This is a genomic window from Stenotrophomonas sp. (assembly GCF_059505245.1).
This window is the reverse complement of the sequence record NZ_JCACKF010000010.1, coordinates 1-26,096: the sequence shown is the minus strand read 5'-3', so window position 1 is coordinate 26,096 and position 26,096 is coordinate 1. Positions and strand designations below refer to the sequence as shown.

The window sequence follows — 26,096 nt, the reverse complement described above, 5'->3', positions numbered from 1 at the left end:
GACGAAGCTGGAGAGGTCTGGTCAGAAGTCAGGTCCACTGGGGCCCTCCTGCCTTGACCGCTGTACGGTTGCCAGCCAGTCATCGATTGCGAGGCCTGGCCTGAACCACCGGGGCTCCCGACCGCCGTCATCGGGCCAACGCCTACGCTGCTGCTCCCAGCCCAGCGTCTTCATGATCGAGGCGACCCGCATCTGCTCGGGCTTGCCATGCTTGCCAGGGTCCAACCCGATGGCGTACGTCAGGAGGTTGTCGGTGGTCGCCCAGTCGATCTGCGGCGCCATCGCCAGCCGTGTCGGGTACTTGCTCGGCTCCATGCGAAGGTCGAGCCACTGCTCGACTCGTCCTTCCCAGCTGTCGCCCACGTACCTGCTGGCTTGCTCTTCCTTCGCATCTGCCGGCAGCTCCCACCATTCGAACCCAGCGTTGAACATGGTCACAGCCTCGGCCCACAGCTGGTCGCGCAACGTCGCGATCTCTGCGATCTGCACGTCGCCATCAGTTCGCACGGGGAGGAAGCGCCGCCCACCGGTCGGGTCGCGTAGGTACTGATGCTCGTTGGTGGTGCCGGCGAACACGCATTCGCGGCGGTAGGAGCGAGGCACGCGCTCGTAGGGCGCACGGAACTTGTCCACGCGCCTGGTGATGGCGGTCTTTACGCTGGTCACGTCGGCCTTCGAGAACGAATCCATCTCGCCGATCTCGACGCCCCACGCACCTTGGATGACCTGGTAGAAGTCCTTTCCGCTCGGAGATTCGCTGGTCTCGACAAACCATTCGCTGCCGAAGATCGCGCGCAGGGCGCTCGACTTCCGCTTGCCCTGCTCACCTTCCAGCACCAGCATGAAGTCCACCTGTGCGCCCACGCTGGGCTGCTTGGCGTCTACCCACAAGATGCGAGCCACGGCACTTACCATGAAGCACTGCGCTGCGCGCAGGCTGTAGGCATTGTCCGCCGCACCGAATAGCTCAACGAGCATGCGCTCGACGCGGGGCACTCCATCCCATTGCAAGGCACCGAGGTAGTCCTTGATGGGATGACGGCGGTGCCGGCGCGCGACAGCGATGACAGCCTTCAGCACCAGATCATCGCTGCACTTCATCCAGTAGCGATCCGGGTGTTGCAGCCACGCCGCCAGCTCGTAGGCATCCGAGTCGATGAACTCATCCCTGCTTCCGCCTGTCCACGGTGGATCTCGGTGCAGCTTTACCTGATTACTGGAGTCGTTGAGCCACCACAGCCCCTTAAGCCGATCATCGTTCTCCATGATCAGAATCAGGTTGTGCAGCGTGCCCTCGACATTGCCATCGCGATTTCTAGTGAGGTGCTCCTTCCAGGCGTTGGGGTCTACCCCGCCACCGCCTGGCGGTGGCGCACCGCCACCATCGATCACTGTCATCCTGCGCCTTGTCCCCACGCTCATTGCCGCATTGCCTTTTCGTAGCCCCGCGCCAGGCGCAGGTATTCTCTTGCCCGCTCTCGGCGCAAGCGCCGAGAGTGCTCATATGGGTTGTCCAGGGCGGCCTGCGCCGCAGTTCGGTAGGCGCGAGCAAGCTTCGCGTCGGAGTGCAGCAGACGTTCCTCCAGCCTCCTGTCATGCGCCATTGGCAGCCACCACGTCGATCTCAACCACCCGATTCGCCGCCCAGGCTGCGAGCTGCCGAGGCGTCCAGCCATCGCGTTCCAGTGCATCCGCAATGTCCCAACCATCTGGCTGGCCCGTCACATCCACAAAGCGGATGGATCTGGCGCCTGCCCGTTTCAGCAGCTGGGCGACTCCCGGCTTGAACTGATTGGCATCGTTCTTCCACCCCAGCATTGCCTGCATCCCGGCCGGGTCAGCATCGGGCCAGAGCACACAATCCCGGCCAGCCAGTGGCGACCAGTCAGTTTTAGTGACTGCTTTGCCGCCGCCCGACCAGCTAATCGCTGCATAACCACGGAAGGCGCCCGCTCCGACGTCCCTGCACTTCTCTCCCTCTGGGATCAACACCGGTGCGTCGGGCTTCGCGGCCAAGGCATCTAGCCCATACAGCGGGCGCGCCCCCGGAAAGCTCTCAAGGCACCATTGCTTCTGCCCATCCGGCCCGACACACCAGGTCACCTGCGGCGTCCACTTCCTCAGCTTGCGGCTATCACGATCGATGAACTCGCAACGCAGCACGTATCCAAGGATCTGCCCTTCCGCGTTGCGGTAGGGAAACACCCTGGCCGGCTTCATCCTACGGAGCTTGTCGCGCTTGGCGTTCCAGATCGGCACCGTCCAGCCGCTGTCGGTCAGCAATGCGGGCGCATCATCAGGCACGGGTAGGATGGGCACCCACTTCACCCGCAACGATTCTTGGCTCGGGAGTTTCTCGCGCTCTGCTGCGACGCCCAACTGACCGCCACTGAGCTGTGCACATGCCTCAAGGAATCCGATCTGCAGGTGATGCACCAGGAAGCCGATCACGTCGTCATGCGCACCGCAGCCGAAGCAGTGGTAGAAGCCCTTGACTTCATTGACAGTAAAGCTCGGCGAGGACTCATCGTGAAACGGGCATAGCCCGCTGTACTCCCCACGACCAGCTGGCCTGAGCTTGACGTAACGGCCGATGACATCGGCGATGTTTGCCGACTCGCGTATTGCATCGGTGTCTACGCAACTGTTCGCCATCAGCGGCGCCTCGCGGCTTGTGATTCGCGACGCTCGATCATCCACCACTGCACCCGCAGGTACTCGGCAATTCGCTGCCGGCAGCCAATGCCACCCGTGCAAACGCCTGGCGCCTCGCAGTTTTCTGCGATCTGCTCGATCTGTGCGCGCCATTCTGAACGTGGCTGACGGGCAATCAGCAGGGCCTGGTGCAGACATCGATTCACACCCAACGGATACCTCCTTCATCGAGCTGGCGCTGGGCGCTATCTCTACGTTCGGTTTCTTGGCGAATGCGCTCGCGTTCTGCCAGCGCTTCGTCGCCTACTAAGCCCGGCACCGCGTCAGTTAACGCGAGTGCCGCCCGTTCCATCGCTTGCCGCGCAGCAGCGCTGGCCGGGCCACGCCTTCGATACATGGATCGATGGGCGTGGTGGGTTGCCACGTCAGTCCTCCATCCCCTGCTGTCCAGCCGCACGGCATGCGTTGCGCTCGAGTCGGTAGCAGAGCTTGCGTACCTCACGCGACAGATCTTGGATTCGATCCGCCTCCGGGACGGTCAGACGCTGGTCGGCCAACGCGTCGATTCCCGCACCGGCCAATGCCCCCGTCAGCTTGTGCAACTCCAGCAGCTTTGCCTGGATCGCAGCCAGCTCATCGGGCCAACCGCCGCGAGGCGGCGGCGGTACGTAATCGACCATCAGGCCGTACTGGCCTGCGAGCGAGCACACCCAGTCAGTGGCGATGTCCTGCGTGCCGACGAACAGCAGAAGGTAGTCCGTCAGGATCTCGGCCATCTCCATAGAGACCGACTCACCGTCGATTCCCCTCAGCTTCTTCCGCAGCGTCTCCGCCGATATCGACTTGCCTCGGCGCTTGGCGATGTGCGCGGCTGCGTCCTGCAGACCACCAGGGGCGCGCGACACTGCATTGTGCAGCGCATCCCGCCAGTACAGGTCAGAGCGGAGGCACGTCATGAGCCACCCTGAAATGCGCAATCGATCATCGTGGGAAAGCAGGAAGCGGCGGGCGCAACATTGATCCCATGGCAGAGATCATCAGCTTCCCGCAGCGAATGCACTTCACCGCCGTCCGTACCTACGACGCCGACGGGGGCGTCGGCGGAGTGGTCGCGGTGCTGTTTGCCCCCGTAGACCGGGCTCATATCTGCCGAGGCCCTCATGGGGTTTCGGCCGGCCAGATGTCAGGACGGATCGCAGCCAGCGCCAACGGCTCGCATCCCAGCGCGACCCCGATCTCGACCGATGCCACCTGAATCTTTCGCGCCAAGATCGGACTGGGCTTCTTGTTCCTCCACCCGGTCGCGCACTGCCACAGGTAGCCCTCAGAACTGCCGGTCAAGGCAGCGAGGCGCCGCTTACGTTCGGGGTCCGAAATGAAGGTCAGTAGGTCCATAGGGTCAGTATTTAGCCCGCAGCTAAACCTTCTTGTCAAGCACACAGCGCAACTTCGGTGTTTAGCTACTAGCTACGCTTGCCGTATGGATGCCATCACCGCCAGACACCTCAACCTCCAGGCCCTGGTCGCCACGCTCAAACCCCAGCTGGGGACGCAGAAAGCGATCGCCATCCACCTGGACATGGCGCCCTCCTATCTAAATCAGCTGTTGAGCGGCAAGAAGATGGGGGATGACGTTGCTCGCAAGATCGAGCGCGCAGCCGGGCTATCACATGGCTGGCTGGACCAGCCAAGGTCCGACGACGGGGCTGGTGCTGACCCTACTGCTGGTTCTCAGGATCTGCGAATCGACCCTGAGATCATTGCCTCCGCGATCCGGCTCGTAAGGCTTACATTCGCCAACCTCGGAATCGATGACTTCAGCAATGAAGAAGACGGTACGCCACTGGCTTATGCCTACGAGTACCTCTATCACCGAGGTGAGGCGACGGTAACGCCCGACAACCTGATCGACTTCAGCAAAGCGCTTGCGCAAAGGCTCAGGGAGAAGGATGGAGAACCAGAAGAAGGAGCCCCCGGCCGCCGGGACACTCGAAGCATTGGCCCAGGTGATCGCCCAGCGCGTCGCAAGGCGTGATGGGCAAAAGCCCAAGCTGCGCTTGGTCGAAGCCCCTAGGCCGTCAACCATCGACAATGTGACGCGAGATAGCATGCTCCGTCGTATTCGCTGGCTCCGCGATCACTACAACCTTGGCTGCTTGATCGATCAGGCTACTTTCAACACGCCGGGCATCGACTGCCTTGAAAACGATGCACTGGTGCGTCTGCATCAGGAAATGGAAGCCGCCAGGGAATGCTGCATGGACGGCGTCCCCTTGGATGAAGCTGGCTTCATCAGAGACGTTTCCATCCGGGACACCTGGCTCTGAACCAAAGAGAGTGGGCGCACCAGGCGCCCACTCCTATGGCGTACCGGCGCCTGAGTATTTTTCCCGTGTAGCGCGTTCACGCTCACTGCGAGTTTCACCGCATCGTCTTCTGGCTTCGGCCATCTGGCTGTCGGCCGAAATCCTGTCCGCTGTCTGGGCCTGCTGCAGGCTCGCAATCTGAGACCTTATCCCAGACGCATACGTGGCTCCTGCAAGATTGTTCCTTGCGGTGGCCAGCTCGCGGTTTAGGGCGGCGATCTGGCGCGACACATCCTGCCCCCGCGCGTTGACCGGGCCGTAGATCCTGCTTTGCTCAGACGACAGGCAATTCCGTTCGGCTATGCCTGCATCCGCAAGCTCTGTCGTTTGATACACCGCCGCGCGATTGGCCGCTTCCCCCGAGCTCTCCGTGGCAGCTCGGTTGGAGCGCAGCTTCATCGGCGCTGCGCCTGCGGAACATGGGGCCTGCGAGTAGACCGTCTCCCCACTTACCCCTTTGCATTTGAACACCTCGGCCGAAGCCCACGGCGCGACCGCAAGCGCAACCCCTAGCACCACCAACCTGCTCCACATCCCAGCCTCCATGGCCCCTGTATGCCTGGGAATTATCAGGCGTGCCAAGGGCATTTCCAGCCCCGTACAACAAATTTAGCTGTCAGCTATTGCAATCCAGATTTAGCTGTGGGATAAATTGCCCCGCCGGCCGATGACCGGCGGGCGACCGGCGGGTCGCCACCCTGCCGGCCCCTCCCCAGACCGGCAGCAGCCGCCCCCTCGGCACCTGACCCGCCGGCGCCCTCCTTCGAACAGGAGCGCGCCATGTCCCATCGCTATGCCGATCCAAGTCCCTGCCTGCTGCCGCTGTTGGCCGTGAAGGCCCTGCGGGCGGTGGCAGCACGTGATCACAGCACCGCCCGGACCCTTTGGGTTCGCAGCAAGGGCGAACACAGCCGCAACCAGCTGCGCCGCTCCCGGCGCATGGGCGTCGCCAGCCTCCGCCTGGAAGCCTGCTCGCGCGACATGTCTGCGGAGGTACGGGCATGAGCGCTACTGAAACCGTCCTGGCAACCTTGGAACGCATTGCAGGGGTAAACGCCGAGTTTGGCGCCGTCGCAGCAGCAACGCCGGATTTCATGATTCGCATGGGCGAATCAATGCTGAAGAAGCAGGCCGTCGCACTGCGCGCTGCCCACGCCGCGCTCTCTGAGCTGATCGACCAGGGCGACCGCCTCACTGTGGCGTTCCGTGCCCTTGGTCAATCCAATGGCATGCAGGCTCAGATCAACGCGCACCGCGAGTGCGAAGCATCGATGCTGGCATTCGCCGCTGCCCTCGCCCGTGCCAAAGGCGGTGCCGCATGAGTCGGAGACTCCGCCTCGCTTGGGCAGCCGTCGTGCTGGTAGCCGCGGTTGTCGTGCCGCTGCGCATCACTGAGATTCACCAGGCGCACAGCGACCGGGATGCGGCCAAGGCACGCTGGGCGCTCAGCACCTCGGTGAGGGGCTGACCATGCGCCAGACCTCTCGCCCGCTCCCCGATTCCGTGCCGCTGTGTCGGCCCGGCCATCGACCTCACATCGTGGTGACCGAAGGCGCCCCGACCGGCCACCGCCTGGGCGCTCCTTGCCCGCCGCTTCTGCACATCGAATGCCATCGGTGTGGTCTCGCCACCCGCCCGGTACCGATGGAAAAAGCCGCCTTGGCAGAGCTGCGCTGGACTGACGCAAACCTCGCGCACCTTCGCATCCCGATCTCCCTGCTCGCCCGCCATCGCGGCGAGGTGCTGGCCGAGATCGCCGCCGACTCCCCTTCCACGCCTATCGCTGCCTGACCAGGAGAACAGTTCATGTCCGCTCCACTCAAGCCGAAGGAAAAAGCCGCGTTGCTCGCAGCGCATGCCGCTTCGGATCACTCCCTCCACCGCACTGCCAACGGGTTTGCACCCCGCAACCGCCCCGAGAAGCTGTTCACGCGTCGCGTCATGAACTGGCTGGATGAGCGCGTGCTGATCAGGTACGACGACCCGCAGCTGCCGCGCAAGGCGACCTTGACCGCCATCGGAATCGCCGCCGCCGAGGCCGAGATCGCCAAGGCCCGTGACCTGGCGCTGTCGGCATGAGCGCGCAGCCAGCGCTGCCCGTCGAGCAGCAGTTCGCCACCGGCCACCAGGGCGAGTCGCTCGTGCTGATGGTGTGCCAAGGCTGGCTATGGGCCGGCCTCTACACCGCCGCCCCGCGCGAGTCGCTCCTGAAGGTCGCCGCCAGCGCCAGCCGGAGCGTGGGGGTATCGCACCACTCGCTCACCCTCGGTGGCGTCTCGTTCTCTCTCAACCGACTTGCCGCACAGGCCGCGCACCGCTGGCTCGACCGCCAAGGCGTGCGCGTTCGTTCGATCTCCCCCAACAACCGCGCTACGCGCCGCACGCGAGGAATCGCCGCATGAAACGTTCTGTCGTCATCTACGGGCCGCAACGCTGCGGCAAGACCACCAACGCACAGGAACTGCGCGCGCATTTTGGCCTGCGTGAGGTACTGGACGACTGGGACGGCCACACCGCGTATCCCCTGGAGGACACGCTCGTCCTGACCAACAACCCGGCTGCCGTTGCTCACCACTCATCGCGTGTCCTGCACCACGGCTGGGCAATGCGCGAACTGCTCGCGGAGGCCCGCGCATGAGCGCCCGCCCGCAACAGATCGGCCGGGCCGCCGAAGTGCGCAAGGTCCTGTCCATGTTCCCGCAAGGCGCAACGGTCGAACAGATCAAGACCGCTGGCTGCATCAACAGCACCCACCAGGCCATCGGCTACACACTGAAGGGGTTGGCACGCAGCGGCCAGGCCATCTGCCACCGTTCCGGCGTGCGCGGGATCTGGCGCCTATCCAGCCACACGCAACATGCAATCGCACCGTTGCGTGCTGCACCCGTGCGTGATCGACCGACCTGTGTGGTGGGTCCGCTCACCGGCGTCAGTGACGCGGCGACCACGATTCGACACAGGGAACTCGACCGGCAGCAGTTGGCCGACGACCTGGACGCCTTCCTCGCAGCAGGCGGGCACATCGAAGTGCTGGGGCACACCCCGCTTCGCCCGCTGATGAGCCGTCATGCGGCTAACCACGGTAGCTATGCAGAGCGCATGGCAACTCATGACATCGACTGAGGCATCCATGAGCAGTGAATCGCACGCAGCGACCGTCACCGAACCCGGCAGGCCCGGCAGTACCTATTCCGACGGCCCGGCATGGCATGCATTCGGCGTCAGCCGCGCCGCCTACCACGTAGTGCCGCGACGCACCCTGCAGTCGATGCCGGTCGAGTGGCAGGCGCGCTTTGTCGCGCTGATGGAGGAGGCACGCGAAGTGCTGCCGGATGAGGCGTTCCCTGAGTACCAGGTGATTCGCATCGAAGGCGGCAAGTTCGCATCGGACCCCAATCGCCGCTACCGCCACGCCGCGCCCTTCCCCCTTCGCACCGCTAGCGCCGAGCAGGCGTGCCAGGTAGCGCCGCTCGCTGGCGCCTTCGTTAACACCGACACCCAATTCAAGCAGGCCCGCCGATGACCACGACCCTCACGCTTCTTCCCACGAACTGCCCCGTTCTGCGCGACGCATTCGACACGATCACCGCGATTGCAGTCGAGGCCGTATGGCTGCCGAACCAGGCGAAGGCCATCACGGTCGCCCAGGCGCAGACCGCGTTGCGTGACCTGCATCATCGCCTTCCCCGGCAGCAGGATCTGCGGGTGTTCGAAGCCCCCGTAGCTGCGTATGTCTCGACGCTGCGTAGCAGCCTGCAGGACGGCGACACGCCGCTCTGCGATACCACCCGTGCCCGGCTGGCGCAGGCGACCGAATTGCTGGAGCTGGTCAGGAATCAGACACGCACCGTGGTCGATCCGGCCGACCCGTGGCGCGGCAAGTACCACCCCAGTCGCCTCCCGGCGCGCAACGCCGAAGGCGAGATCCCGTGCCATCCGGATGTGCCGTTGTGGGCTGACGGTCGCGAGGTGTCGCTGCGGCCGTTGTTCCTCGCCCAAGGCTTCGACCTGGTCGTGGTCGAGGGCGCGTTTTCCGAAGAGTGCATCGGATCGGGCGTTTACAGCGCCACACAGGAACTGCACGACTGGAACCCGGAGGCACCAGGAGACGATTGGCGCCTGGCCTGGCTTGGCGAGACGGAAGACGGCCTCGCTGCCTGGTACGTGCGGCCACTGGCAATCGCCGCAATGAACACGCCGACCGCTGCCCCCTCCCGATCGGACGCAACTTAATGGACCCCACGCTAAGCGATCGGCACCACCGATACCGCGTCAGGGCTGGCAGAGCAAAGGCCGCACTTTACGCCCGCGTGATCGAGAACAAACGCTACACGATGCGACAGATCGCCGACGAACTAGGCGTGTCGATGACCACTGCAGACACGCGGGTGAAGCGTGGCCCCCATCCCCTCACTTGGGAGTCGCTGCGCCTTGCGCGGCTTCCCGCCAACAGCAAGGACATGCAGGCATGAGCACTGACAAGACCCTGGCGGACGTGCAGCCCGGTGGGAGGGTGAGGCTGGGGAATCTGGCCGAGAGGGCGCGGTTTGAGGCGTGGGTGAAGAACCACGTTTCCTCTTTGGCACGCGCGGCAGATGGGGCGTATGCAAGCAACCTCACGCATGCCCTGTGGTGCGCATGGCAAGCCGCCCTCTCCGCCCAGCCCTCCCCGGGTGGTCAGGGGGATGCTCGCTTGCTGGCCGATGTAGTCGAACGCATCGCAACCGCCAAGGCGCTCGGTTATGAGGATGACATTGGCGTGGGCATTGGCCTGCTGCAATGCGTCCGATCAGCCCTCGCCGCCCGCCAGCCGGTGGGGGAGCCGGTGGGGGAAGGCTGGTCGGGCTGGGCCACGCAGTATCCCGGCATGATGCCGAAGCTCTACGGCGCACGCGAAATCGCCGAGCTGAACTATCACCCGGACGAAGGCCAGCGCCTGATCTTCCTGACGGAGCAGCCCGCGCAGGCCGTGGACCTGGTGCAGTTCCGTGAGCCGGTTGAATGCTGGGTTCGCAGCATCAGCATCATCGCCGACAACGAACAGGAGGATGCCGAAGAACGCCGGGCAGCGCGTGACTTGATTCGGCGCGGCGACTGGCTGCTGGCCCTGATCGACAGCCAGGCGGTGAGCAATGGCTAACGTCTACAACTACCGCGAGATGCGATCAGCTGTGCTAGGTCTTTGGCATCGCAACAAGGGCTTTCATCAAGGACAGCTCTGCTCGATCAACCAAAGCGAGAGCTTCGCGAAGCGCCTCATCTATGCTGCCGAACATCAGTTCCCAGTTGCGGTCGCCTTCTGGAACCGCGAAGACCTCCGCGCCAGTTTGAAAGTGTCGAACCGATTCCATCGCACGTGCCAGAGTTGCCGCGAGATCGAGGTCCACAGCTGGCCACTTACTCATATCAAGCTCTCTCGTCGTAAGAACGTCGAGAGACCTGGCCTTCGCCAAGAGTTCCATACGAGCAGACTCATCCCGCTGGAGAAGCTCTTGTGCGGCCCACGCGGCCCCTTGCTCCTCGTGAAGCGGAAATCGATCTCGGATGGAAACCAACTTAACCAGGACAGTAAGCACGTCCCCTCGATACGCGAGCGCAAAAAGTGCGTTCGCTTTTCGTCTGATCAGCAGTCGCTGCACGGATGGCGCAAAAATCGCCGTGAAAACTGCCGCAACGGTTCCTATTGCCGCCCAAGCATTCCAGTTCACCGCACATGTTTCGCCAAGCCACCAGCACTGACTGACGCCGTCCAGCATGCTCATTCCCTGATCCCCCTGTGGACTAGCGGGCATTCTGCCATGCCAATGCGGCCGGAGGTGCCCGCCCATGGCTGACCAGCTGCTCACCGCTGCAATGGTCCACTTGTTCGCCCCGGCCTTCTTCCTGGCCGGCATCGCCACCCTGTGGGCGATCAGCCGCGCATGTCGCGCAGCGCGGAATGGGCTGCGCTGGTGCTGGCGGAGGGTGGCCGCATGATCCACACCGGAGACTGCCTGGAAGTAATGCGCGGGATGGCCGACAACTCGGTCGACGCCATCGTGACCGATCCGCCCTACGGCCTGTCATTCATGGGCAAGCGCTGGGATTACGACGTGCCCAGCACCGAGGTGTGGGCTGAGTGCCTGCGCGTGTTGAAGCCAGGCGGCCACCTGCTTGCCTTCGCCTGCACCCGCACACAGCACCGAATGGCCGTGCGCATCGAGGATGCCGGCTTCGACATCCGCGACATGATCGCGTGGGTCTACGGCAGCGGCTTTCCGAAGTCGCACAACGGCCCCTGGGGCGGCACCGCCCTGAAGCCCGCTCTCGAGCCGATCACCGTCGCCCGCAAGCCGCTCGAAGGAACCGTGGAGGCGAACTGGCGTGAGCATGGAACCGGCGCACTCAACACGGAAGACTGCGGTGTCGGAGCCAAGTTCAGCGAGGGCGGCCGCTGGCCGGCCAACCTGATCCACGACGGCAGCGAGGACGTGCTTGCGACGTTCCCAGCTGCACCGGGCCAGCAGGGTGACCTCCGAGGCCACTCCCGTGATCGCGTGTCGCTCGGCATCTATGGCGACATGGGCGCCGCTCGCGACGCAATCGCTCGGGCTGACAGCGGCGGCGCGACACGCTTCTTCTACTGCGCCAAGGCCAGCAAGGAAGACCGCGATGCTGGCCTGGAGGGATTCAAGAAGTCGGCCGCCGGCATGGTGTCCAACACCAGCGGGCAGCACATGACCCGCCGCGATGAGGGTTACCAGGTCGCTCCGCGAGCGAACAACCACCCCACCGTCAAGCCGACCGATCTCATGCGCTACCTGTGCCGCCTCGTCACTCCCGCCGGCGGCCTGGTGCTGGATCCGTTCATGGGCAGCGGCAGCACGGGCAAAGCCGCAGTACTCGAAGGTTTCCAGTTCGTCGGCATCGAGCAGGATCCCGTCTACGCCGCGATCGCCGAGGCACGCATCCGCGTTGCACAGCCCGGGCTGCCATTGGGAGCAATCGCATGAACACCGCCACCGAGCAGCTGCGCGCTGCGCTGGCCACGAACTGAAGGAGGACACCATGGCTACGAACAAGACGCGCGAGATCACTGTCGCGGAACTGCATGCCGACCTGCAACCAATCGAAGTCGTCGCAGTGCGCACCAGCTTGGGCCACTCGTCGATCTATCGCCGCGTGAAGGAAGGCACGTTCCCGAAGTCGTACAAGATCGGCGCACGTGCGGTATGGTTGAAAGAGGACATCGACCGTTTCATCGCTTCGATCACGCATCCACAGAATGTGGGTCAAAGCATGGGACGGGCGGCCTAGAAACGAAAAAAGCCCCTGGAAACAGGGGCTTAGGAATTACCTTGGCGGAGAGAGTGGGATTCGAACCCACGGAAGGTTTAACCCTTCGCCGGTTTTCAAGACCGGTGCCTTAAACCGCTCGGCCATCTCTCCAATCGGGTCCCGGTCGCCCGGGCAGCGCCGTATTCTCGCACGTGAAGGGCATTTGCCCAAGACCACCTTGCCCCTGCCCTCCGCATCCGGCACGGTGGGGGCCTTCACCGCACTCGGAGCCGCCATGGCCCATCTCGATCTGGCCAACCTGCGCACCTGCCTGCTGGACGACACCCAGCTGGCCGCTGTGGCCCTGCACCGCACCTTCGCCGGGCACCTGCCGGTCAGCAGCGGGCACGTGGTGGTCTGCGATCCGCTGGTGCAGGCCGAGGCGCCTGCGCTGGCCGACTACACCGCCCCGCTGGGCCGGCATCCGGTCGAGATCATCGTGCACAGCGGCCGCCCGGCGTTGGCCGTGGTCTGGTTCAAGCCACGCGAAGCTCTCACCGCGACCGCCCTGCACTGGCAGATGGCGCGCTGGACCACGCAGGACCTGACCGGACTGGATGAGGACAGCTTCATCGGCTACCCGGTCGACGCTGGCATCGGTTGCTTCATGGACACCGACACCCAGCAGGCGCTGCTGGCCCTGATCGAACGGGCCGATGGCGACGAAGACGGTGAATGGTCGGATGCACTGATCGACCACGATGGCCTGGATGAAGGCGCCGAATATCGCCCCTGGGGCGAGGACTCGCCGCACGGCCTGGTGGTGTTCACCAGCGGCTGGGGCGACGGTGTCTATCCCAGCTACTGGGCGCTGGATACGTCCGGCATTCCGGTCGCCCTGGTCACCGATTTCCTGTGCATCCAGGGCGGCGACGGGCGCGACGAGCGCGAGATTGCCGACCAGGCCTATCGCGACAACCTGCCAGCTGCGGAAGCCGAGGCGCTGGCGCGGCTGGTGGCTGCAGTAGAACGAGACGACGCGGAGGCATTGCAAACCCTGTTGGAGGATGCGCCGCAGCGCGCCAACCTGATCGAACCGGGCTGTGGCGGCACCGCCCTGTACGAGGCGATCCGCCTGGACCGTCCGCAGGCATTGCGGGTGCTGTTGCAGGGCGGCGCATTGCCGGCAATGCCCGAACGCCTGCACATGAGCAAGGTGACCAGCTATCTGGACTATGCGCGATTCCTGAAGAAGCCACGCAGCGCGGAGCTGATGGCGGTGCTGGAAGCGCCCGTCGTTGCAGCCGGACCGCCAGCGGCCGCACCGCGACGCCGTAGTTTCTGGGACCGGCTGTTCGGCCGGAACTGATCGGCGCCGGAATACAGCAACGCCGGGCATGGCCCGGCGCTACCTTCGCGCCTTCTCAGCCGGCATCCACCGCCAGCGCACCCAGTGCACTGGCCTTGATCCGCTCCTTGGCCTTTTCACAGGCGCCACCGCAATCCAGGCGCGAGGCCTCCAGCTGCGGCGGCAGGTGCTCGGCCAGGAAGTCGATGAACACGCGCACCGCCGGCAGCAGGCCGCGGCGCGAGGCGAACACGGCGTGGCACACGCCCTGCGGCAGCGACCAGTCCGGCAGCACCACTTCCAGCTCGCCATTACGCACAGCGTCGGCGCACACGGTTTCCGGCAGCATGGTGATGCCGAAACCGTCCTTCACCATGCTCTGCAGCAGCGGGAAGTCGAAGCCGGCCACGCGCGGCTGCAGGTCGACCCGGCGCACTTCGCCTTCCGGGCCATGCAGTTCCCAGCGCTGGCGGGCTTCGTCTTCGCTGATGCTGAGGGTGACGTGCTGGGTCAGCTCTTCCGGGTCCTTGGGGCGGCCGGCGCGGTCGAGGTACTTCGGGCTGGCCACCAGCAGTTCCTGCACCTGGCCGAAGCTGCGCATCACCAGGCTGCCGTCGTCGTCCAGGCGCGAACGCACCCGCAGGGCCACGTCGTAGCCTTCGTTGATGATGTCCACGCGGCGGTTGCTGATGTTCAGCTGCAGCCGCACCTTGGGATACTGCTCAAGGAACTTGGGCAGCAGCTTGGGCAGCTGCATCTGCGCCAGTGACACCGGCACGCTGGCGCGCACCACGCCGCGCGGTTCCGCGCTGAGGCGGTCCACTACTTCGCGTGCGGCCTGCGCTTCGGCCAGCATCGTCTGCGCATGCCGGTGCACGCTGGTGCCGACGTCGGTGACCGCGAAACGGCGCGTGGAGCGCTGCAGCAGGCGCACGCCCAGGTCGGTTTCCAGCTGGCTGATGCGGCGGCTCAGTCGCGACTTGGGGATGCCCAAAGCGCGCTCGGCGGCGGCGAATCCGCCGTGGTCGACCACCATCGCGAAGTAGTACAAGTCATTCAGGTCATGCATGCCCGAGTTCCATATCTAGAACAATACGTGGCATTCAATCACCTTTATTCCGCCTTTGCAACAACCTATCGTTCTCTCCGTCGGCGGGGCCACCCCGCCCCTTCCTCCCAGAACATAGGTGACTGCCATGAAGCTTCTGCATCTCGACGCCAGCGTGCTTGGCGACAACTCCGTCTCGCGCCAGCTGTCGGCCGCCGTGGTCGCCCGCCTCGCCAGCCAGATCAACGGCCTGCAGGTCGATTATCGCGATCTTGACGCCAATCCGGTACCGCACCTGCGCAGCAGCTCGCTGGCCAAGACCGACGCCGCTGAAGCGACCGATGCTGAACAGGTGATGCAGCAGTTCCTGGAGGCCGACATCGTGGTGATCGGCGCGCCGATGTACAACTTCAGCATCCCATCCACGTTGAAGGCCTGGATCGACCGCGTGGCCGTGGCCGGCCGCACCTTCAAGTACACCGAGAACGGCCCGGTGGGCCTGGCCGGTGGCAAGCGGGTGATCATCGCCAGCAGCCGTGGCGGCATCTATACCGACTCGCCGGCCGACTTCCAGGAGCCGTTCCTGCGTCAGGTGTTCGCCTTCATGGGCATCAACGAAGTCGAGTTCGTGCGCGCCGAGGGCATCGCCTACTCGCCGCAGCACCGTGAAGACGCCATCGCCGGTGCGCTGGCGGCGCTGCCGTCGCACGAAGCGGCCGAAGCCGTCGCGGCGTAACGCGCTCCAACGTTCGGCGCCCCTCTCTCCTCGTCTGGGCGCTGAACGCGGGCCGGGATCCCCTCCCCCTCCCGGCCCACCCTGGCGGCCCCGCTGTGCGGGGCCGTTTTCTTTTGCGGCGCGCTAGGCTGGGGGCATGAACTACATCGTGACGGCTGCGCACCGCAGCGAATTTCCGCACCCGATCATCCTGCGCCGCGGCCAGGCGCTGGTGGTGGGCGAACGTTATGAAGGCCCGGAGGGCTGGGACGACTGGTTCCTCTGCGAGGCCGAGGGGCAGCAGCCCGGATTCGTGCCGGCGCCGGTGATCGGCCGCGATGCGCAGGGTGGCGCGTTTGCCACGCAGGATTACTGCGCGCGCGAACTGGATGTGGACCCCGGGCAGACGCTGCGCGGGATGCACACGCTCAATGGCTGGGCATGGTGCGTGCCGGAGAACGGCGAACCGGGATGGGTGCCGCTGGAGAAGCTGCGGGCCATAAAGGAGAGCCGAGCATAGGCTCGGCTCTACACAGATCTGTAGCGCCCGAGCCCATGCTCGGGCGGCGGCGCGCAGCGCCGGCTATCAGCCAATGGTTTCCAGGCCACCCATGTACGGGCGCAGGGCCTCCGGCACGGTGATGCTGCCGTCGGCGTTCTGGTAGTTCTCCATCACCGCGATCATCGCGCGGCCAACGGCCACGCCCGAGCCGTTCAGCGTGTGCGCCAGCTCCGGCTTGCCGGTGGCCGGGTTGCGCCAGCGCGCCTGCATGCGGCGGGCCTGGAAGTCACCACAGTTCGAGCACGAGGAAATCTCGCGGTAGGTTTCCTGCGACGGCAGCCAGACTTCCAGGTCGTAGGTCTTCACCGCCGAGAAGCCCATGTCGCCGGTGCACAGCAGCACCTTGCGGTACGGCAGGCCCAGCTTTTCCAGCACCACTTCGGCGCAGCGGGTCATGCGCTGGTGTTCGGCGTCGCTGTCTTCCGGGCGGCTGATCGAGACCAGCTCGACCTTCTCGAACTGATGCTGGCGGATCATGCCGCGCACGTCGCGGCCACCGCTGCCGGCCTCGGCACGGAAGCACATCGAGTGGGCGGTCATGCGCAGCGGCAGGCGCTCGGCGTCGACGATCTCATCGCGCACGATGTTGGTCAGCGGCACTTCCGAGGTCGGGATCAGGTAACGCGTGGAGTCGCCCACGGCGGTCTTGAACAGGTCGTCCTCGAACTTCGGCAGCTGGCTGGTGCCGCGCAGCGAGTCGGCGTTGACCAGCAGCGGCACGTTGGTCTCCTCGTAGCCGTGCTCGCCGGTGTGCAGGTCGACCATGAACTGGGCCAGGGCGCGGTGCAGGCGCGCGATCGGGCCACGCAGCACGGTGAAGCGCGAACCGGACAGCTTGGCCGCGGTCTCGCCGTCCAGCCAGCCGTTGCGGGCGCCCAGTTCGACGTGGTCGAGCACCTTGAAATCGAACTGGCGCGGGGTACCCCAGCGCGCCTGCTCGACGTTGTCGTTCTCGTCGGCACCGGCCGGCACGTCGTCGGCCGGCAGGTTCGGAATGCCCATCGAGATCGCTTCGATCTTCTCGCGCAGTTCGTCCAGCGCCACTTCCGAGGCCTTCAGCTCGTCGGCGAAGGCAGCGACCTCGGCCATGATGGCCGAGACGTCCTCGCCCTTGGCCTTGGCCTGGCCGATGGCCTTGGAACGGCTGTTGCGCAGGCTCTGCAGCTCCTGGGTCCGCACCTGGATGCGCTTGCGATCCGCCTCCAGGGTCTCCAGGGCAGACACGTCGAGCTCGAAGCCGCGGCTGGTGCGCAGGCGTTCGGCGAGGTCGGCGGGCTGGTGGCGGAGCAGGGCTGGATCAAGCATGGCAGGTGTCGTGGTGGGTATCAGGGATGGGATTATCGCTTGTTATACGGTTTTCTGCCGCCCGGTTCATTCCTGGCGTGGCAGAATCGGGCTATTCCGTACTGGTCCGGTCCATGTCTGCACCCCGCTCGTCGTCCGCCAAGTCGTTCACTGTGCATATCCCGCGCAACGCCCTGAAGATCGCCGGCATCGCCTTCGGCGTGGGCGTGCTGTTGTTCGTGCTGGTCTGGTTGACCGGCCGCGACAAGGAGTTCTTCCGTGCCGATCCGGCCGCGCAGACCCCGCAGGAGACCGCGCAGGTGGAACCGCTGCCGGAACCGCTGGCCGCCGCCGCAGGCTCCAGCGACATGCCCGATGCCAAGCCGGCCCCGGTAGAGGACGACGCCCCGAAGCTGGTCGAAACCGCCCCGCCGCCGCCGGCGCCCACCGCTGAACCGGCCCCGGCCACGCCGAGCCCTGCGCCAGCCGCCACCGGCAACAGCCAGCCGATGCCGATTGCCGGCCAGTCGCCGCCGCCGGCCTACCCGGCCGCGGCCCTGCGCGCGGGCGAGACCGGCAGCGTGGTGGTGCGCGTGGACGTGGATGCCACCGGCTACCCGAACAATGCCACGGTCATCCAGCGCAGCGGCTCACGCGAGCTCGACCGTGCCGCCACCGACGCCGTGCGCCGCTGGCGCTTCACCCCGGCGCAGAGCAACGGCCAGGCCGTACCGGGCAGCATTGAAGTGCCGTTCGACTTCAAGACCCAGTAACTGAACGTTTCCCGGCAGGCAACCTGAACCCTGCCGGTGACGTTGACGCAACGCTGACACTTCCCGCCACTGGCCCGCGCAACACTCTCCCCGTCGTCCATTGACGGAAGGAGTTTGCGATGACCGCCACCACCCACGAAGACCTTCATTCGCCGCAGCTGCAGCAAGACGCCAGCGAACAGCACAAGCCCACGTCGCCCTGGATGTGGATCGCGCTGATCGTGGCGATGTTTGCCGCCGCGCTGCTCTGGCTGCGTCACTCGAATCAGGAAGACGTGGCGCCGGCACCGGTCGGCGAGCGCATGCTGCCCGTCCCCGAGCAGGCGCCGGTGGCCGACGCGCAGGAGCCGGCGGCCCGCCAGGCCGCACCGGTCGGCAACCAGCGCAAAGCCGCCCCTGCGGTACGCAATCGCGAGGCGCGCCCGCTGGCAGGCAACATCAAGCCGACCTACCCCGCCGCCGCGCTGCGTAATGGCGTACAGGGCAGCGTGATCGCCAGCCTGAATGTCGATAGCCGCGGCCAGGTGACCAATGCCGCGATTGTTTCGCGCAGCGGCGAACGCAGCCGTGACCTGGATCGCGCGGTGCTGAGCGCCGTGCAGAACTGGAAGTTCCAGCCGGCGATGCATGAAGGCCGTGCAGTGGCCAGTGTGGTGCGGGTCCCGGTGGATTTCCGTACCGAACAGCGTTGATCGCGGACGAGGGGTTCGTGATGTTTAGACGGAGGCTTCGGCCTCCGTCCTTTTATCTGGAGAGGCGTGCCAACCCAAGTTGGCACCTACCGGGCAATGCGATCCGCCGGGCATGGCCCGGCGCTCGCGATGCCGCTCAGGCCAGGTTGAAGCCGGCACTGCGCGCCAGGCCATCGAAGTCCGGGAAGGACGTGGCGACGTTGGCGATGTCGTTGATGCGCACTTCGCCGTCGCTGATCTGGCCGGCAATGGCGAATGCCATGGCGATGCGATGGTCGCCGTGGCTTTCGATGGTGCCACTCCCCAGCCGAGCCCCGCCATGCAGGGTGGCGCCATCCTCGGTCTCGTCCACCTGCATGCCCAGCGCGCGCAGGCCAGTGGCCATCGCCGCAAGACGATCGGATTCCTTCACCCGCAGTTCGGCAGCACCGCTCACCACGGTCTGGCCTTCGGCGGCGGCGGCGGCCACGAACAGCGCCGGGAACTCGTCGATCATGTCCGGCACCAGTGCCTCCGGAATGCGTGCGCCCTTCAGCGGGGCGTAGCGCACCACCAGATCGGCCACCGGCTCACCGCCCTGCTCGGCCGGATTCTCCTCGGTGATATCCGCCCCCATCAGGCGCAGCGCGTGCAGCAGGCCGGTGCGACGCGGATTCAGGCCGACCTGCTTCAGGCGCAGTTCGGAACCGGGAATGATGCTGGCGGCGACCAGGTAGAACGCCGCCGAGGAAAAATCGGCCGGCACCACGATGTCCGTGGCGCGCAGGCGCTGGCCGCCCCGCAGGCGCGCCTTGCCCGGCGAGAACTCGATGTCCACGCCGAACGCGGACAGCATGCGTTCGGTGTAGTCGCGGGTCGGGTGGGGTTCCACCACGCGGGTTTCGCCCTGCGCGTACAGGCCGGCCAGCAGCACGGCCGACTTGATCTGTGCGCTGGCCACCGGCGAGGCGAAGTCGATGCCATGCAGCGTCTGGCCGCCATGCACGTGCAGCGGCGGCGTGCCGTCGTCCTGGGTATCGATCCTTGCGCCCATCTGCGACAGCGGGCCGGTGACACGGCGCATCGGGCGGCCGGACAGCGACTCATCGCCGATCAGCGTGCAGTCGAACGCCTGGCCCGCCAGCAGGCCGGCCAGCAGGCGCATGCCGGTGCCGGCATTGCCGCAGTCCAGTGGTGCCTCCGGTGCTTTCAGGCCGTCGATACCCACACCATGCACGATGCGCTGCGACGGGCTGGGGGTTTCGATGCGCACACCCAGCTGGCTGAAGATGCGCGCGGTGGCGCGGGTGTCCTCGCCTTCCAGGAAGCCTTCGATATGCGAAGTGCCATCGGCCAGCGCGGCGAACATCACCGAGCGGTGCGAGACCGACTTGTCGCCGGGAATGGTCAGGCTGCCCTGCAGCGGCTGGCCCTTGCGGGCGATCCAGTGTTGCGCGTTGCTCATCGTTCGATCGTTCCGTAAACGCCGGCAGCGCCGGCGATGCATCAGGGAGCGGCGGCCAGGGCCGCCACAGCAGCACTCAGGGCACGGCCACCGGGTAGGAGCCCAGCACCTTGATCTGCGCCGAGTGCGCTTCCAGTTCGGCCAGCGCCGCCTGCATCGGCGCGTCGTCGATGTGGCCGGCCAGGTCGATGAAGAAGCCGTATTCCCACTTGCCGTGGTGCGACGGCCGCGACTCGATGCGGTTCATGCTGATGCCGTGGCGGGCGAACGGGCTGAGCACATCGAACAGCGCACCGGGCTTGTCATGGATGAACACCAGCACCGAGGTGCGGTCGTGGCCGGAGGTCGGGAAGATGTTGCGGCCCACCACCAGGAAGCGGGTGGTGTTGTCGGCATCATTCTGGATCGGCTTGGTGACCACCTTCTTCAGGCCGTATACGTGGCCGGCACTCTCGCCGCCGATGGCCGCTGCGTCGTCGGCGTTGCGCGCGCGACGCGCACCCTCGGCATTGCTCGAGACCGGAATCTTCTCGGCCTTCGGCAGGTTGGCGCGCAGCCACGCCGAGGTCTGCATGAACGACTGCGGATGCGCGTAGATGCGCTCGATGTCCTCGATGCGGCCGCTGCGCGACATCAGGAACTGCTGCACGCGCAGTTCCACTTCGCCACAGATCTTCAGGTTGGAGGTCAGGAACATGTCCAGGGTGATCTGGATGGTGCCCTGTCCCGAATTCTCCACCGGCACCACGCCGAAATCGGCGTTGCCCGCTTCCACTTCCTGGAACACTTCCTCGATGCTGGCCATCGGCAGGCCCAGCGCGGAGCGGCCGAAGTGCTTGAGCACGGCCTGCTGGCTGAAGGTGCCTTCCGGGCCGAGGTAGCCGATCTTCAGCGGCTCCTGCTGGGCCAGGCAGGCCGACATGATCTCGCGATAGACATGCACCAGCAGCTCGTCGCTGAGCGGGCCTTCATTGCGGTCCACCACCATGCGTAGCACCTGCGCTTCGCGCTCGGGGCGGTAGTAGTCGACAGCGGCGGCCAGCTTGCCCTTGGCCTTGCCGACCTGGTGGGCGAAGCGCGCGCGCTCGGCGATCAGGCTCTGGATGTCACGGTCGATCTGGTCGATCTTCGAGCGCACATCGGCCAGCGCCAGCGGTGCCAGGGTGGGTGCCGGGTTCGAGGCGGCCTTGGCCTTGCCCTTCGCCTTGCTGGGCGCGCTGTCCTTGGCCGGTTCGGCCTTCTTCGGCGCCTTCTTGCTGGATTTGCTGCTTGCCATCGGAATTCCTTGTTGCGGGACCCGCACCCGACGGTGCGCGCCGTTCATTGCTCAGCCGTGACGCTGCTGGAAATCGGCCATGAAGGCGACCAGCGCCTCGGCCCCGGCCAGCGGCATGGCGTTGTACAGCGAGGCACGGATGCCCCCGACCACCTTGTGTCCCTTCAGCGCCAGCAGGCCGGCAGCCTTGGCTTCGGCGACGAAGCGGGCATCAAGCCCGGCATCGGGCAGGAAGAACGGGATGTTCATCCGCGAGCGTGCCGCATGCGCGACCTCGTTCCGGTAGAAGCCGCCGGAGCCATCAATGGCGCCGTACACCAGTGCCGCCTTGGCGGCATTGCGCCTGGCGAATTCGGCCACGCCGCCTTCGGCCAGCATCCACTTGAACACCAGGCCGGCCAGGTACCAGTTCCAGGTCGGCGGGGTGTTGAGCATCGAATCGCGGGCGACATGCGAGCGGTAATCGAAGATGTCCGCGCGCGGCTGGCCAGTACGCTCGAGCAGATCGCGGCGGACGATCATCACTGCGATGCCGACCGGGCCCAGGTTCTTCTGCGCGCCGGCATAGATCACACCGTAGCGGCGTACATCCAGCGGCTCGCTGGCGATGGACGAGCTGAAGTCCGCCACCAGCGGCACATCGCCGGTATCCGGCACATCACGGAACTCGACGCCGTGGATGGTCTCGTTGGCGGTGATGTGCACATAGGCGGCGTCGGGCGAGAGCTGCCAGTCGGCGCGGGGCGGCAGCGTGCGATAGCCGTCGGGCTCGCTGCTGGCGGCAATGTTGACGTCGACGTAGACGCCGGCCTGCTTGACCGCAGTCTTTCCCCAATGGCCACTGACCACGTAGTCGGCGCGCTGGCCGGGGCTGGCGAAGTTGAGCGGGATCAGCGCCTGCTGGGTGGTGGCACCACCGGACAGGAACAGCACCGCGTAGTCGTCGGGGATATCGAGCAGGCGGCGCAGGTCGGCCTCGGCCTCGGCGGCCACGGACATGAATTCCGCGCCGCGATGGCTCATTTCCACGATCGAGGCACCACTACCGTGCCAGTCCAGCATTTCCGCCTGCGCCTGGCGCAGGACCGATTCCGGCAAGGTCGCAGGGCCGGCACTGAAGTTGAACGCGCGCGTCATGTCACACCTGTGGGGCAAGACCCCTAGTATGCCGCAGTGCACCAGCCTTGCGGCCTAGTGCGGCAAGGGAAATTTGGTTTCATTGGAATCCATTCGCCGCCGGCGTGGCGCCGGTAGTCGCCGACCTCGGTCGGCGTACGCCGTCAGGCGTCATGCCCGCCGAAAAAGCGTGCCGACCAAGGTCGGCACCCACCAGGGCGCGGACCCAGCGGATTCAGATCAGCAGCAAAGCCCCGGTAGTCGCCGACCTTGGTCGGCGTACGCCGTCAGGCGTCATGCCCGCCGAAAAAGCGTGCCGACCAAGGTCGGCACCTACCAAAGCCGTGTGCTGCCAGGCGTCAAGCCCGCCGACGGAGCGTGCCGACCAAGGTCGGCACCCACCACCGCGCGGACCCAGCGGATTCAGATCAGCGCGCGCCGAACCAGAGCAGCAGGCTGAGCAGTGCGGCCAGCAGCAGCGCACTCACCAGCAGCCACGGCCAGCGCCGGACCCTGCGCGGCGCGGCCGGCAGCACCGGCGCCTGCTCGGCCTCGTGGCTGGCGTCGTCCTCGGCGGGCAGCGGCCGCCGGCGCGGATCGTGCGGCACTTCCAGCACGAACCGGTGCTGGCCATCGAACACGACCTGGTCGCCGGCCTGCAGCCAGCAGTGGCGCACGGCCACGCCGTTGACCCGGGTACCGTCGGCGCTGCCGAGGTCGCGCAGCAGCACGCGCTCGCCGTGCACTTCCACGCGGGCATGCTGTTCGGCGAAGGCCGGGTCATCAATGGCGATGTCGGCCTCGTTGCCGCGGCCGATCAGGCGGGCCCGCGACAGGGTGAAACTGCGGCCATGGTGCAGGCCACCGACACCGCGCAGCAGTCGTTGCTGCTCGTCGCTGCCATCCTCGTTCTTCGGCGCAGGCGCCTGCAGCAGGCTCTCGACTTCGCCCTGCAGCACCATCTCCACGCCATCCACGTATACCGCATCGCCCGCGCGCAGCAGGGCCATCCGGCGCACCGGTCGACCATTGACGTGGATGCCGCGGATGCCATTGCCGACCTGCAGCCAGAGGCCGCGATCGTCCATGCAGAACTGGGCCAGCAGCAGGGCGCCGTGGCCGGCATCACCGAGCCGCACGCTGCCGTTGGCCTGGCGCACGATGCGCTGCACCCCGGGCCGCAGGGGCTGGTCGGGCTGTTGTTGCTGACTGAAGTGAACTAGCAGGTTCTGCACGCGGCGCAGCCTAGCAGGTTGGTCGCCAACGAAGAAGAACCCACGATGAGTGCTTGGCGCGGCGGCCCTTGATGCGCACAATGCTCGCCCTCTTTGATCATCCCCGCCCTGCGCCAGGAGCCTGCATGTCCACCATCGATGTCCGCCACGCCCACGCCCTGCCCGACGCACAGGCGCGCGCCGCGATCGAACAGGTCGCTGCCAAGCTGTCCGAGCGCTTCGGCCTGAAGTCGTCCTGGACCGCCGACGTCCTGAACTTCTCCGGCAGCGGTGTGGACGGTGCGATCGAACTGCAGCCGGGCGCCGTGCGCGTGACCGCCAAGCTCGGTTTCCTGCTGTCGGCGATGAAGGGCATGGTCGAAGGCGAGATCCAGCGCGTGCTGAAGGAAAAGCTGGGCTGAATCCTGGCGGCGGCCATCACGGCCGTGCAACGCCACCGCGCGCTACTCTCGGGGCAGGCCCAACTCCCACGGGAAGTGCGATGAACCACTACGAGAACGACGACCGCCGCAACGACGACGCCTCTTTCGGTGACCAGGCCGAGCGCTTCTCGCGCAAGCTCAGCGATTCGGCGCAACAGGTCTGGCTGGCCGGGCTGGGTGCGCTGGGGCGCGCGCAGGCCGAGGGCAGCCGCTTCTTCGACGGCCTGGTGAAGGAAGGCGAAGCCTGGGAAGCCCGCCGCCGTGAACGCAGCGGCGAACAGGGCCCGGGCTGGCGTGACAACGTCGAAACCTCACTGGACGAGGCCCGCGAGAAGGCCTCCGGCACCTGGAACAAGGTCGAGAAGGCCTTTGATGACCAGGTACAGGGCGTGCTCAAGCGCCTGCATGTACCCACTGCCGACGAGGTGACCGCGCTGGAAGCCCGCATCGATGCCCTGCACGCGCGCCTGGCCAGGCTGGAAAACCGGGCAGCTTCGGGTGCAGATGCCCCCGCCCCGGGCAGCCATCAATCGCCGGACAGCATTCCCTGAGCGCAATTGTTGCAATGCAATAAATTTTGATTGACAATCGCGAGCAACCCGCCAATCGCTTCGGCTGCCGTTTGTTCCCTCCCCTCACGGCTTCAGGATTGGCGGGTTTTTCGTGTCCGCCGTATACCGATCTGCGCGCTCCATCACGCTTCCTGTCAGGAACATCCTGACCCAGCCGGGCACCGCGACCTTTACACTGTCGCTCTCCGCTTTCGCCCCTTCCGCCCTACTCCTGCATGCTCCCCTGGATCCTGGCCCTGCTGTCGGCCCTGCTTACCTGTTCCCTGGCCGTTGTCTATCTGTGGTGGATCAAGCGGCGGCAGAAGGAGATGCAACTCGGCCTGCAGGCCCTGGCAGGCATGCACTGGCGCGAATTTTCGGTACTCGTCAAGCGCATGCTGCGCGAGCAGCGTGGCCTGCGCGAGCTGGTCGATCCGGCCGAAGATGCCCGCGAGCCGAGCAGCGACTTCCTGCTCAGCGATGGCCCCAATCAATGGCTGGTGTCGTGCAAGCACGGCCTGGCCTACCGCATCGGCACCGCCGCAGTGAACGAACTGGGTGCGGCCGCGCGTCTGGCCGGGGCCAAGGGCGGCGTGCTGCTGACTGAAGGCCGCATCGAGCGCGACGGCCGCAGCGCCGCCGAGAAGCAGGCGGTTGAAGTGCTCGACGGCCCGCGCCTGTGGCCGTTGCTGCAGCCTTACCTGCCCGGCGACATCGAAGCGCGCGTGCGCGCCAGCGCCCGGCACGAAGCGCTGCGCCGCATTGCCATTGCCGCACTGGGTGCGGCCACGCTGGGGCTGCTTGTCGGCCTGGGTCTGCAGGGCCTGCATGTGGACGAGGCCGCGCCGGTTGCTGCGGCACCGGTGGTGGCGACGCCTTCGGCCGCGCCTTCAGCCGCACCCGCCCCGATCGAAGCAGTCCCTGCGGCCGCCCCCGCTCCCACGCCTGCCGTCGCCCCCGCGACCGACGCGCGCAGCAATCCCGACCCCGATGCCGCCACGCTGGAGCGCTTCCAGGCCGATCTGGCCCGTGCCCTGGCCGGCAAGCCCGGCATCGCCAGCGGGGTCTGGCTGACCCGGCAGACGCTGGCGATCAACCGCACCGGCGAGCTGGAAAAGGTCTGGCCGCAGGTCTGCGAGGAAGTGCTGCACTACCCCGCCCTGCGCAACGTGCGCATCCAGCTCAACGCCCGCCCCGGCGTGGATGAGCCGGTGCGCTGGCGGCAGTGCGCCACGTACTGATGGGGCTGCATCCACGCGTGGCGTGGATTTACTGAACCCCGATGCGCGACCCCTTGGTAGCAACTGTCTTGTCAGGGGCAGCCGAGGGCCACCTCGGCGTCCCGCTTACGG

34 protein-coding genes and 1 tRNA gene are annotated in these 26,096 nt (G+C 66.1%); 23 read left to right on the top strand and 12 right to left on the bottom strand.

The window, feature by feature from the left end; genetic code table 11:
* Positions 1–21 precede the first annotated feature (21 nt).
* From AC5JLE_RS03255 to AC5JLE_RS03245, 3 genes are all read right to left on the bottom strand, one after another.
* A complete protein-coding gene (locus AC5JLE_RS03255) occupies positions 22–1,398 on the bottom strand; it encodes a virulence-associated E family protein (RefSeq protein WP_239669240.1) in 1,377 nt (458 codons plus the stop codon).
* Positions 1,399–1,593: 195 nt separating this feature from the next.
* Complete coding sequence (locus tag AC5JLE_RS03250; RefSeq protein ID WP_496065025.1) at positions 1,594–2,655, bottom strand: CHC2 zinc finger domain-containing protein; 1,062 nt, start codon at positions 2,653–2,655, stop codon at positions 1,594–1,596.
* Between the two features lie 425 nt (positions 2,656–3,080).
* Positions 3,081–3,611, bottom strand: a complete 531-nt coding sequence (locus AC5JLE_RS03245) for a hypothetical protein (RefSeq protein WP_496065024.1) — start codon at positions 3,609–3,611, stop codon at positions 3,081–3,083.
* 68 nt (positions 3,612–3,679) lie between these two features.
* Between AC5JLE_RS03245 and AC5JLE_RS03240 the strand changes: the two genes are divergently transcribed.
* The 3 genes from AC5JLE_RS03240 (at position 3,680) to AC5JLE_RS03230 (ending at position 4,982) form a co-directional block, all read left to right on the top strand.
* A complete protein-coding gene (locus tag AC5JLE_RS03240) occupies positions 3,680–3,910 on the top strand; it encodes a hypothetical protein (protein WP_160320997.1) in 231 nt (76 codons plus the stop codon).
* A gap of 225 nt (positions 3,911–4,135) precedes the next feature.
* Complete coding sequence (locus AC5JLE_RS03235) at positions 4,136–4,690, top strand: helix-turn-helix domain-containing protein (protein WP_496065023.1); 555 nt, start codon at positions 4,136–4,138, stop codon at positions 4,688–4,690.
* A complete protein-coding gene (locus AC5JLE_RS03230; RefSeq protein ID WP_239669239.1) occupies positions 4,662–4,982 on the top strand; it encodes a hypothetical protein in 321 nt (106 codons plus the stop codon). The genes AC5JLE_RS03235 and AC5JLE_RS03230 overlap by 29 nt, the downstream gene beginning before the upstream one ends.
* Positions 4,983–5,015: 33 nt before the next feature.
* Here the strand turns inward: AC5JLE_RS03230 and AC5JLE_RS03225 are convergent, their stop codons facing one another.
* A complete protein-coding gene (locus AC5JLE_RS03225; protein WP_065186131.1) occupies positions 5,016–5,555 on the bottom strand; it encodes a DUF4124 domain-containing protein in 540 nt (179 codons plus the stop codon).
* Between the two features lie 246 nt (positions 5,556–5,801).
* Here AC5JLE_RS03225 and AC5JLE_RS03220 point away from each other — a divergent pair, with 246 nt between their 5' ends.
* The 10 genes from AC5JLE_RS03220 (at position 5,802) to AC5JLE_RS03175 (ending at position 10,161) form a co-directional block, all read left to right on the top strand.
* Positions 5,802–6,026 (top strand): hypothetical protein, encoded by a 225-nt coding sequence (locus tag AC5JLE_RS03220; protein ID WP_049400533.1) that lies wholly within the window; start codon positions 5,802–5,804, stop codon positions 6,024–6,026.
* Positions 6,023–6,343, top strand: coding sequence for a hypothetical protein (locus tag AC5JLE_RS03215; protein WP_496065022.1), 321 nt, complete (start codon positions 6,023–6,025; stop codon positions 6,341–6,343). The genes AC5JLE_RS03220 and AC5JLE_RS03215 overlap by 4 nt, the downstream gene beginning before the upstream one ends.
* A 148-nt stretch (positions 6,344–6,491) precedes the next feature.
* The gene (locus AC5JLE_RS03210; protein WP_496065021.1) at positions 6,492–6,812 is read left to right on the top strand and encodes a hypothetical protein; all 321 of its coding nucleotides are present in this window, start codon (positions 6,492–6,494) and stop codon (positions 6,810–6,812) included.
* 15 nt (positions 6,813–6,827) lie between these two features.
* Positions 6,828–7,100, top strand: coding sequence for a hypothetical protein (locus tag AC5JLE_RS03205; RefSeq protein WP_496065020.1), 273 nt, complete (start codon positions 6,828–6,830; stop codon positions 7,098–7,100).
* Complete coding sequence (locus tag AC5JLE_RS03200) at positions 7,097–7,423, top strand: hypothetical protein (RefSeq protein ID WP_053463460.1); 327 nt, start codon at positions 7,097–7,099, stop codon at positions 7,421–7,423. Before AC5JLE_RS03205 ends, AC5JLE_RS03200 begins: the two co-directional genes overlap by 4 nt.
* The gene (locus AC5JLE_RS03195) at positions 7,420–7,659 is read left to right on the top strand and encodes a DEAD/DEAH box helicase family protein (protein WP_496065019.1); all 240 of its coding nucleotides are present in this window, start codon (positions 7,420–7,422) and stop codon (positions 7,657–7,659) included. Before AC5JLE_RS03200 ends, AC5JLE_RS03195 begins: the two co-directional genes overlap by 4 nt.
* On the top strand, positions 7,656–8,144 hold the full coding sequence (locus AC5JLE_RS03190) for a hypothetical protein (protein WP_496065018.1): 489 nt from the start codon (positions 7,656–7,658) through the stop codon (positions 8,142–8,144). Before AC5JLE_RS03195 ends, AC5JLE_RS03190 begins: the two co-directional genes overlap by 4 nt.
* A 7-nt stretch (positions 8,145–8,151) precedes the next feature.
* The gene (locus AC5JLE_RS03185; protein WP_496065017.1) at positions 8,152–8,544 is read left to right on the top strand and encodes a hypothetical protein; all 393 of its coding nucleotides are present in this window, start codon (positions 8,152–8,154) and stop codon (positions 8,542–8,544) included.
* Positions 8,541–9,254: a hypothetical protein gene (locus AC5JLE_RS03180; protein ID WP_496065016.1), complete on the top strand. Its 714-nt coding sequence runs from the start codon at positions 8,541–8,543 to the stop codon at positions 9,252–9,254. The genes AC5JLE_RS03185 and AC5JLE_RS03180 overlap by 4 nt, the downstream gene beginning before the upstream one ends.
* Before the next feature lie 235 nt (positions 9,255–9,489).
* Positions 9,490–10,161: a phiTE_015 family protein gene (locus AC5JLE_RS03175; protein WP_496065015.1), complete on the top strand. Its 672-nt coding sequence runs from the start codon at positions 9,490–9,492 to the stop codon at positions 10,159–10,161.
* Between the two features lie 34 nt (positions 10,162–10,195).
* Here AC5JLE_RS03175 and AC5JLE_RS03170 read toward each other — a convergent pair whose 3' ends face one another.
* On the bottom strand, positions 10,196–10,783 hold the full coding sequence (locus tag AC5JLE_RS03170) for a hypothetical protein (protein ID WP_496065014.1): 588 nt from the start codon (positions 10,781–10,783) through the stop codon (positions 10,196–10,198).
* 159 nt (positions 10,784–10,942) lie between these two features.
* Here AC5JLE_RS03170 and AC5JLE_RS03165 point away from each other — a divergent pair, with 159 nt between their 5' ends.
* Both AC5JLE_RS03165 and AC5JLE_RS03160 read left to right on the top strand, forming a co-directional pair.
* Positions 10,943–12,013: a DNA-methyltransferase gene (locus AC5JLE_RS03165; RefSeq protein WP_496065013.1), complete on the top strand. Its 1,071-nt coding sequence runs from the start codon at positions 10,943–10,945 to the stop codon at positions 12,011–12,013.
* A 55-nt stretch (positions 12,014–12,068) separates the two neighbouring features.
* On the top strand, positions 12,069–12,317 hold the full coding sequence (locus tag AC5JLE_RS03160; RefSeq protein ID WP_180859975.1) for a helix-turn-helix transcriptional regulator: 249 nt from the start codon (positions 12,069–12,071) through the stop codon (positions 12,315–12,317).
* Between the two features lie 42 nt (positions 12,318–12,359).
* Here the strand turns inward: AC5JLE_RS03160 and AC5JLE_RS03155 are convergent.
* Positions 12,360–12,449, bottom strand: a tRNA-Ser gene (locus AC5JLE_RS03155).
* Between the two features lie 124 nt (positions 12,450–12,573).
* Between AC5JLE_RS03155 and AC5JLE_RS03150 the strand changes: the two genes are divergently transcribed.
* Positions 12,574–13,647, top strand: a complete 1,074-nt coding sequence (locus AC5JLE_RS03150) for a DUF4241 domain-containing protein (RefSeq protein WP_496065012.1) — start codon at positions 12,574–12,576, stop codon at positions 13,645–13,647.
* Between the two features lie 55 nt (positions 13,648–13,702).
* Here the strand turns inward: AC5JLE_RS03150 and AC5JLE_RS03145 are convergent, their stop codons facing one another.
* Complete coding sequence (locus AC5JLE_RS03145; RefSeq protein ID WP_005410175.1) at positions 13,703–14,695, bottom strand: LysR family transcriptional regulator; 993 nt, start codon at positions 14,693–14,695, stop codon at positions 13,703–13,705.
* 127 nt (positions 14,696–14,822) lie between these two features.
* Here AC5JLE_RS03145 and AC5JLE_RS03140 point away from each other — a divergent pair, with 127 nt between their 5' ends.
* Entirely contained in the window at positions 14,823–15,410 is a 588-nt protein-coding gene (locus tag AC5JLE_RS03140; RefSeq protein WP_075076625.1) for an FMN-dependent NADH-azoreductase, read from the top strand.
* Positions 15,411–15,546: 136 nt separating this feature from the next.
* Positions 15,547–15,909 carry an SH3 domain-containing protein gene (locus AC5JLE_RS03135; RefSeq protein WP_164166413.1) on the top strand — a complete coding sequence of 121 codons (363 nt, stop codon included), beginning with the start codon at positions 15,547–15,549 and terminating at the stop codon, positions 15,907–15,909.
* 66 nt (positions 15,910–15,975) lie between these two features.
* On the opposite strand, the gene serS is transcribed toward AC5JLE_RS03135, so the two are convergent.
* The gene (gene serS / locus AC5JLE_RS03130) at positions 15,976–17,256 is read right to left on the bottom strand and encodes a serine--tRNA ligase (protein ID WP_496065011.1); all 1,281 of its coding nucleotides are present in this window, start codon (positions 17,254–17,256) and stop codon (positions 15,976–15,978) included.
* 113 nt (positions 17,257–17,369) lie between these two features.
* Here serS and AC5JLE_RS03125 point away from each other — a divergent pair, with 113 nt between their 5' ends.
* Together AC5JLE_RS03125 and AC5JLE_RS03120 are read left to right on the top strand one after the other, a co-directional pair.
* Positions 17,370–18,008, top strand: coding sequence for an energy transducer TonB (locus AC5JLE_RS03125; protein WP_049404494.1), 639 nt, complete (start codon positions 17,370–17,372; stop codon positions 18,006–18,008).
* A gap of 119 nt (positions 18,009–18,127) precedes the next feature.
* Entirely contained in the window at positions 18,128–18,700 is a 573-nt protein-coding gene (locus AC5JLE_RS03120) for an energy transducer TonB (protein ID WP_496065010.1), read from the top strand.
* 136 nt (positions 18,701–18,836) lie between these two features.
* Here the strand turns inward: AC5JLE_RS03120 and aroA are convergent, their stop codons facing one another.
* From aroA to AC5JLE_RS03100, 4 genes are all read right to left on the bottom strand, one after another.
* Positions 18,837–20,144 carry a 3-phosphoshikimate 1-carboxyvinyltransferase gene (aroA, locus tag AC5JLE_RS03115; RefSeq protein WP_032961653.1) on the bottom strand — a complete coding sequence of 436 codons (1,308 nt, stop codon included), beginning with the start codon at positions 20,142–20,144 and terminating at the stop codon, positions 18,837–18,839.
* Positions 20,145–20,220: 76 nt separating this feature from the next.
* Complete coding sequence (pheA, locus tag AC5JLE_RS03110) at positions 20,221–21,420, bottom strand: prephenate dehydratase (RefSeq protein ID WP_014647616.1); 1,200 nt, start codon at positions 21,418–21,420, stop codon at positions 20,221–20,223.
* Positions 21,421–21,471: 51 nt separating this feature from the next.
* Positions 21,472–22,557: a 3-phosphoserine/phosphohydroxythreonine transaminase gene (gene serC, locus AC5JLE_RS03105; RefSeq protein ID WP_014647617.1), complete on the bottom strand. Its 1,086-nt coding sequence runs from the start codon at positions 22,555–22,557 to the stop codon at positions 21,472–21,474.
* A gap of 407 nt (positions 22,558–22,964) precedes the next feature.
* Positions 22,965–23,771, bottom strand: coding sequence for an FHA domain-containing protein (locus AC5JLE_RS03100; protein WP_049407843.1), 807 nt, complete (start codon positions 23,769–23,771; stop codon positions 22,965–22,967).
* Between the two features lie 125 nt (positions 23,772–23,896).
* Between AC5JLE_RS03100 and AC5JLE_RS03095 the strand changes: the two genes are divergently transcribed.
* The 3 genes from AC5JLE_RS03095 (at position 23,897) to AC5JLE_RS03085 (ending at position 25,985) form a co-directional block, all read left to right on the top strand.
* Positions 23,897–24,172, top strand: a complete 276-nt coding sequence (locus AC5JLE_RS03095; protein WP_005417302.1) for a polyhydroxyalkanoic acid system family protein — start codon at positions 23,897–23,899, stop codon at positions 24,170–24,172.
* A gap of 80 nt (positions 24,173–24,252) precedes the next feature.
* Positions 24,253–24,744: a phasin family protein gene (locus AC5JLE_RS03090; RefSeq protein WP_032961659.1), complete on the top strand. Its 492-nt coding sequence runs from the start codon at positions 24,253–24,255 to the stop codon at positions 24,742–24,744.
* A gap of 236 nt (positions 24,745–24,980) precedes the next feature.
* Positions 24,981–25,985, top strand: coding sequence for a restriction endonuclease (locus tag AC5JLE_RS03085; RefSeq protein ID WP_496065009.1), 1,005 nt, complete (start codon positions 24,981–24,983; stop codon positions 25,983–25,985).
* The last annotated feature ends 111 nt before the right edge of the window (positions 25,986–26,096 follow it).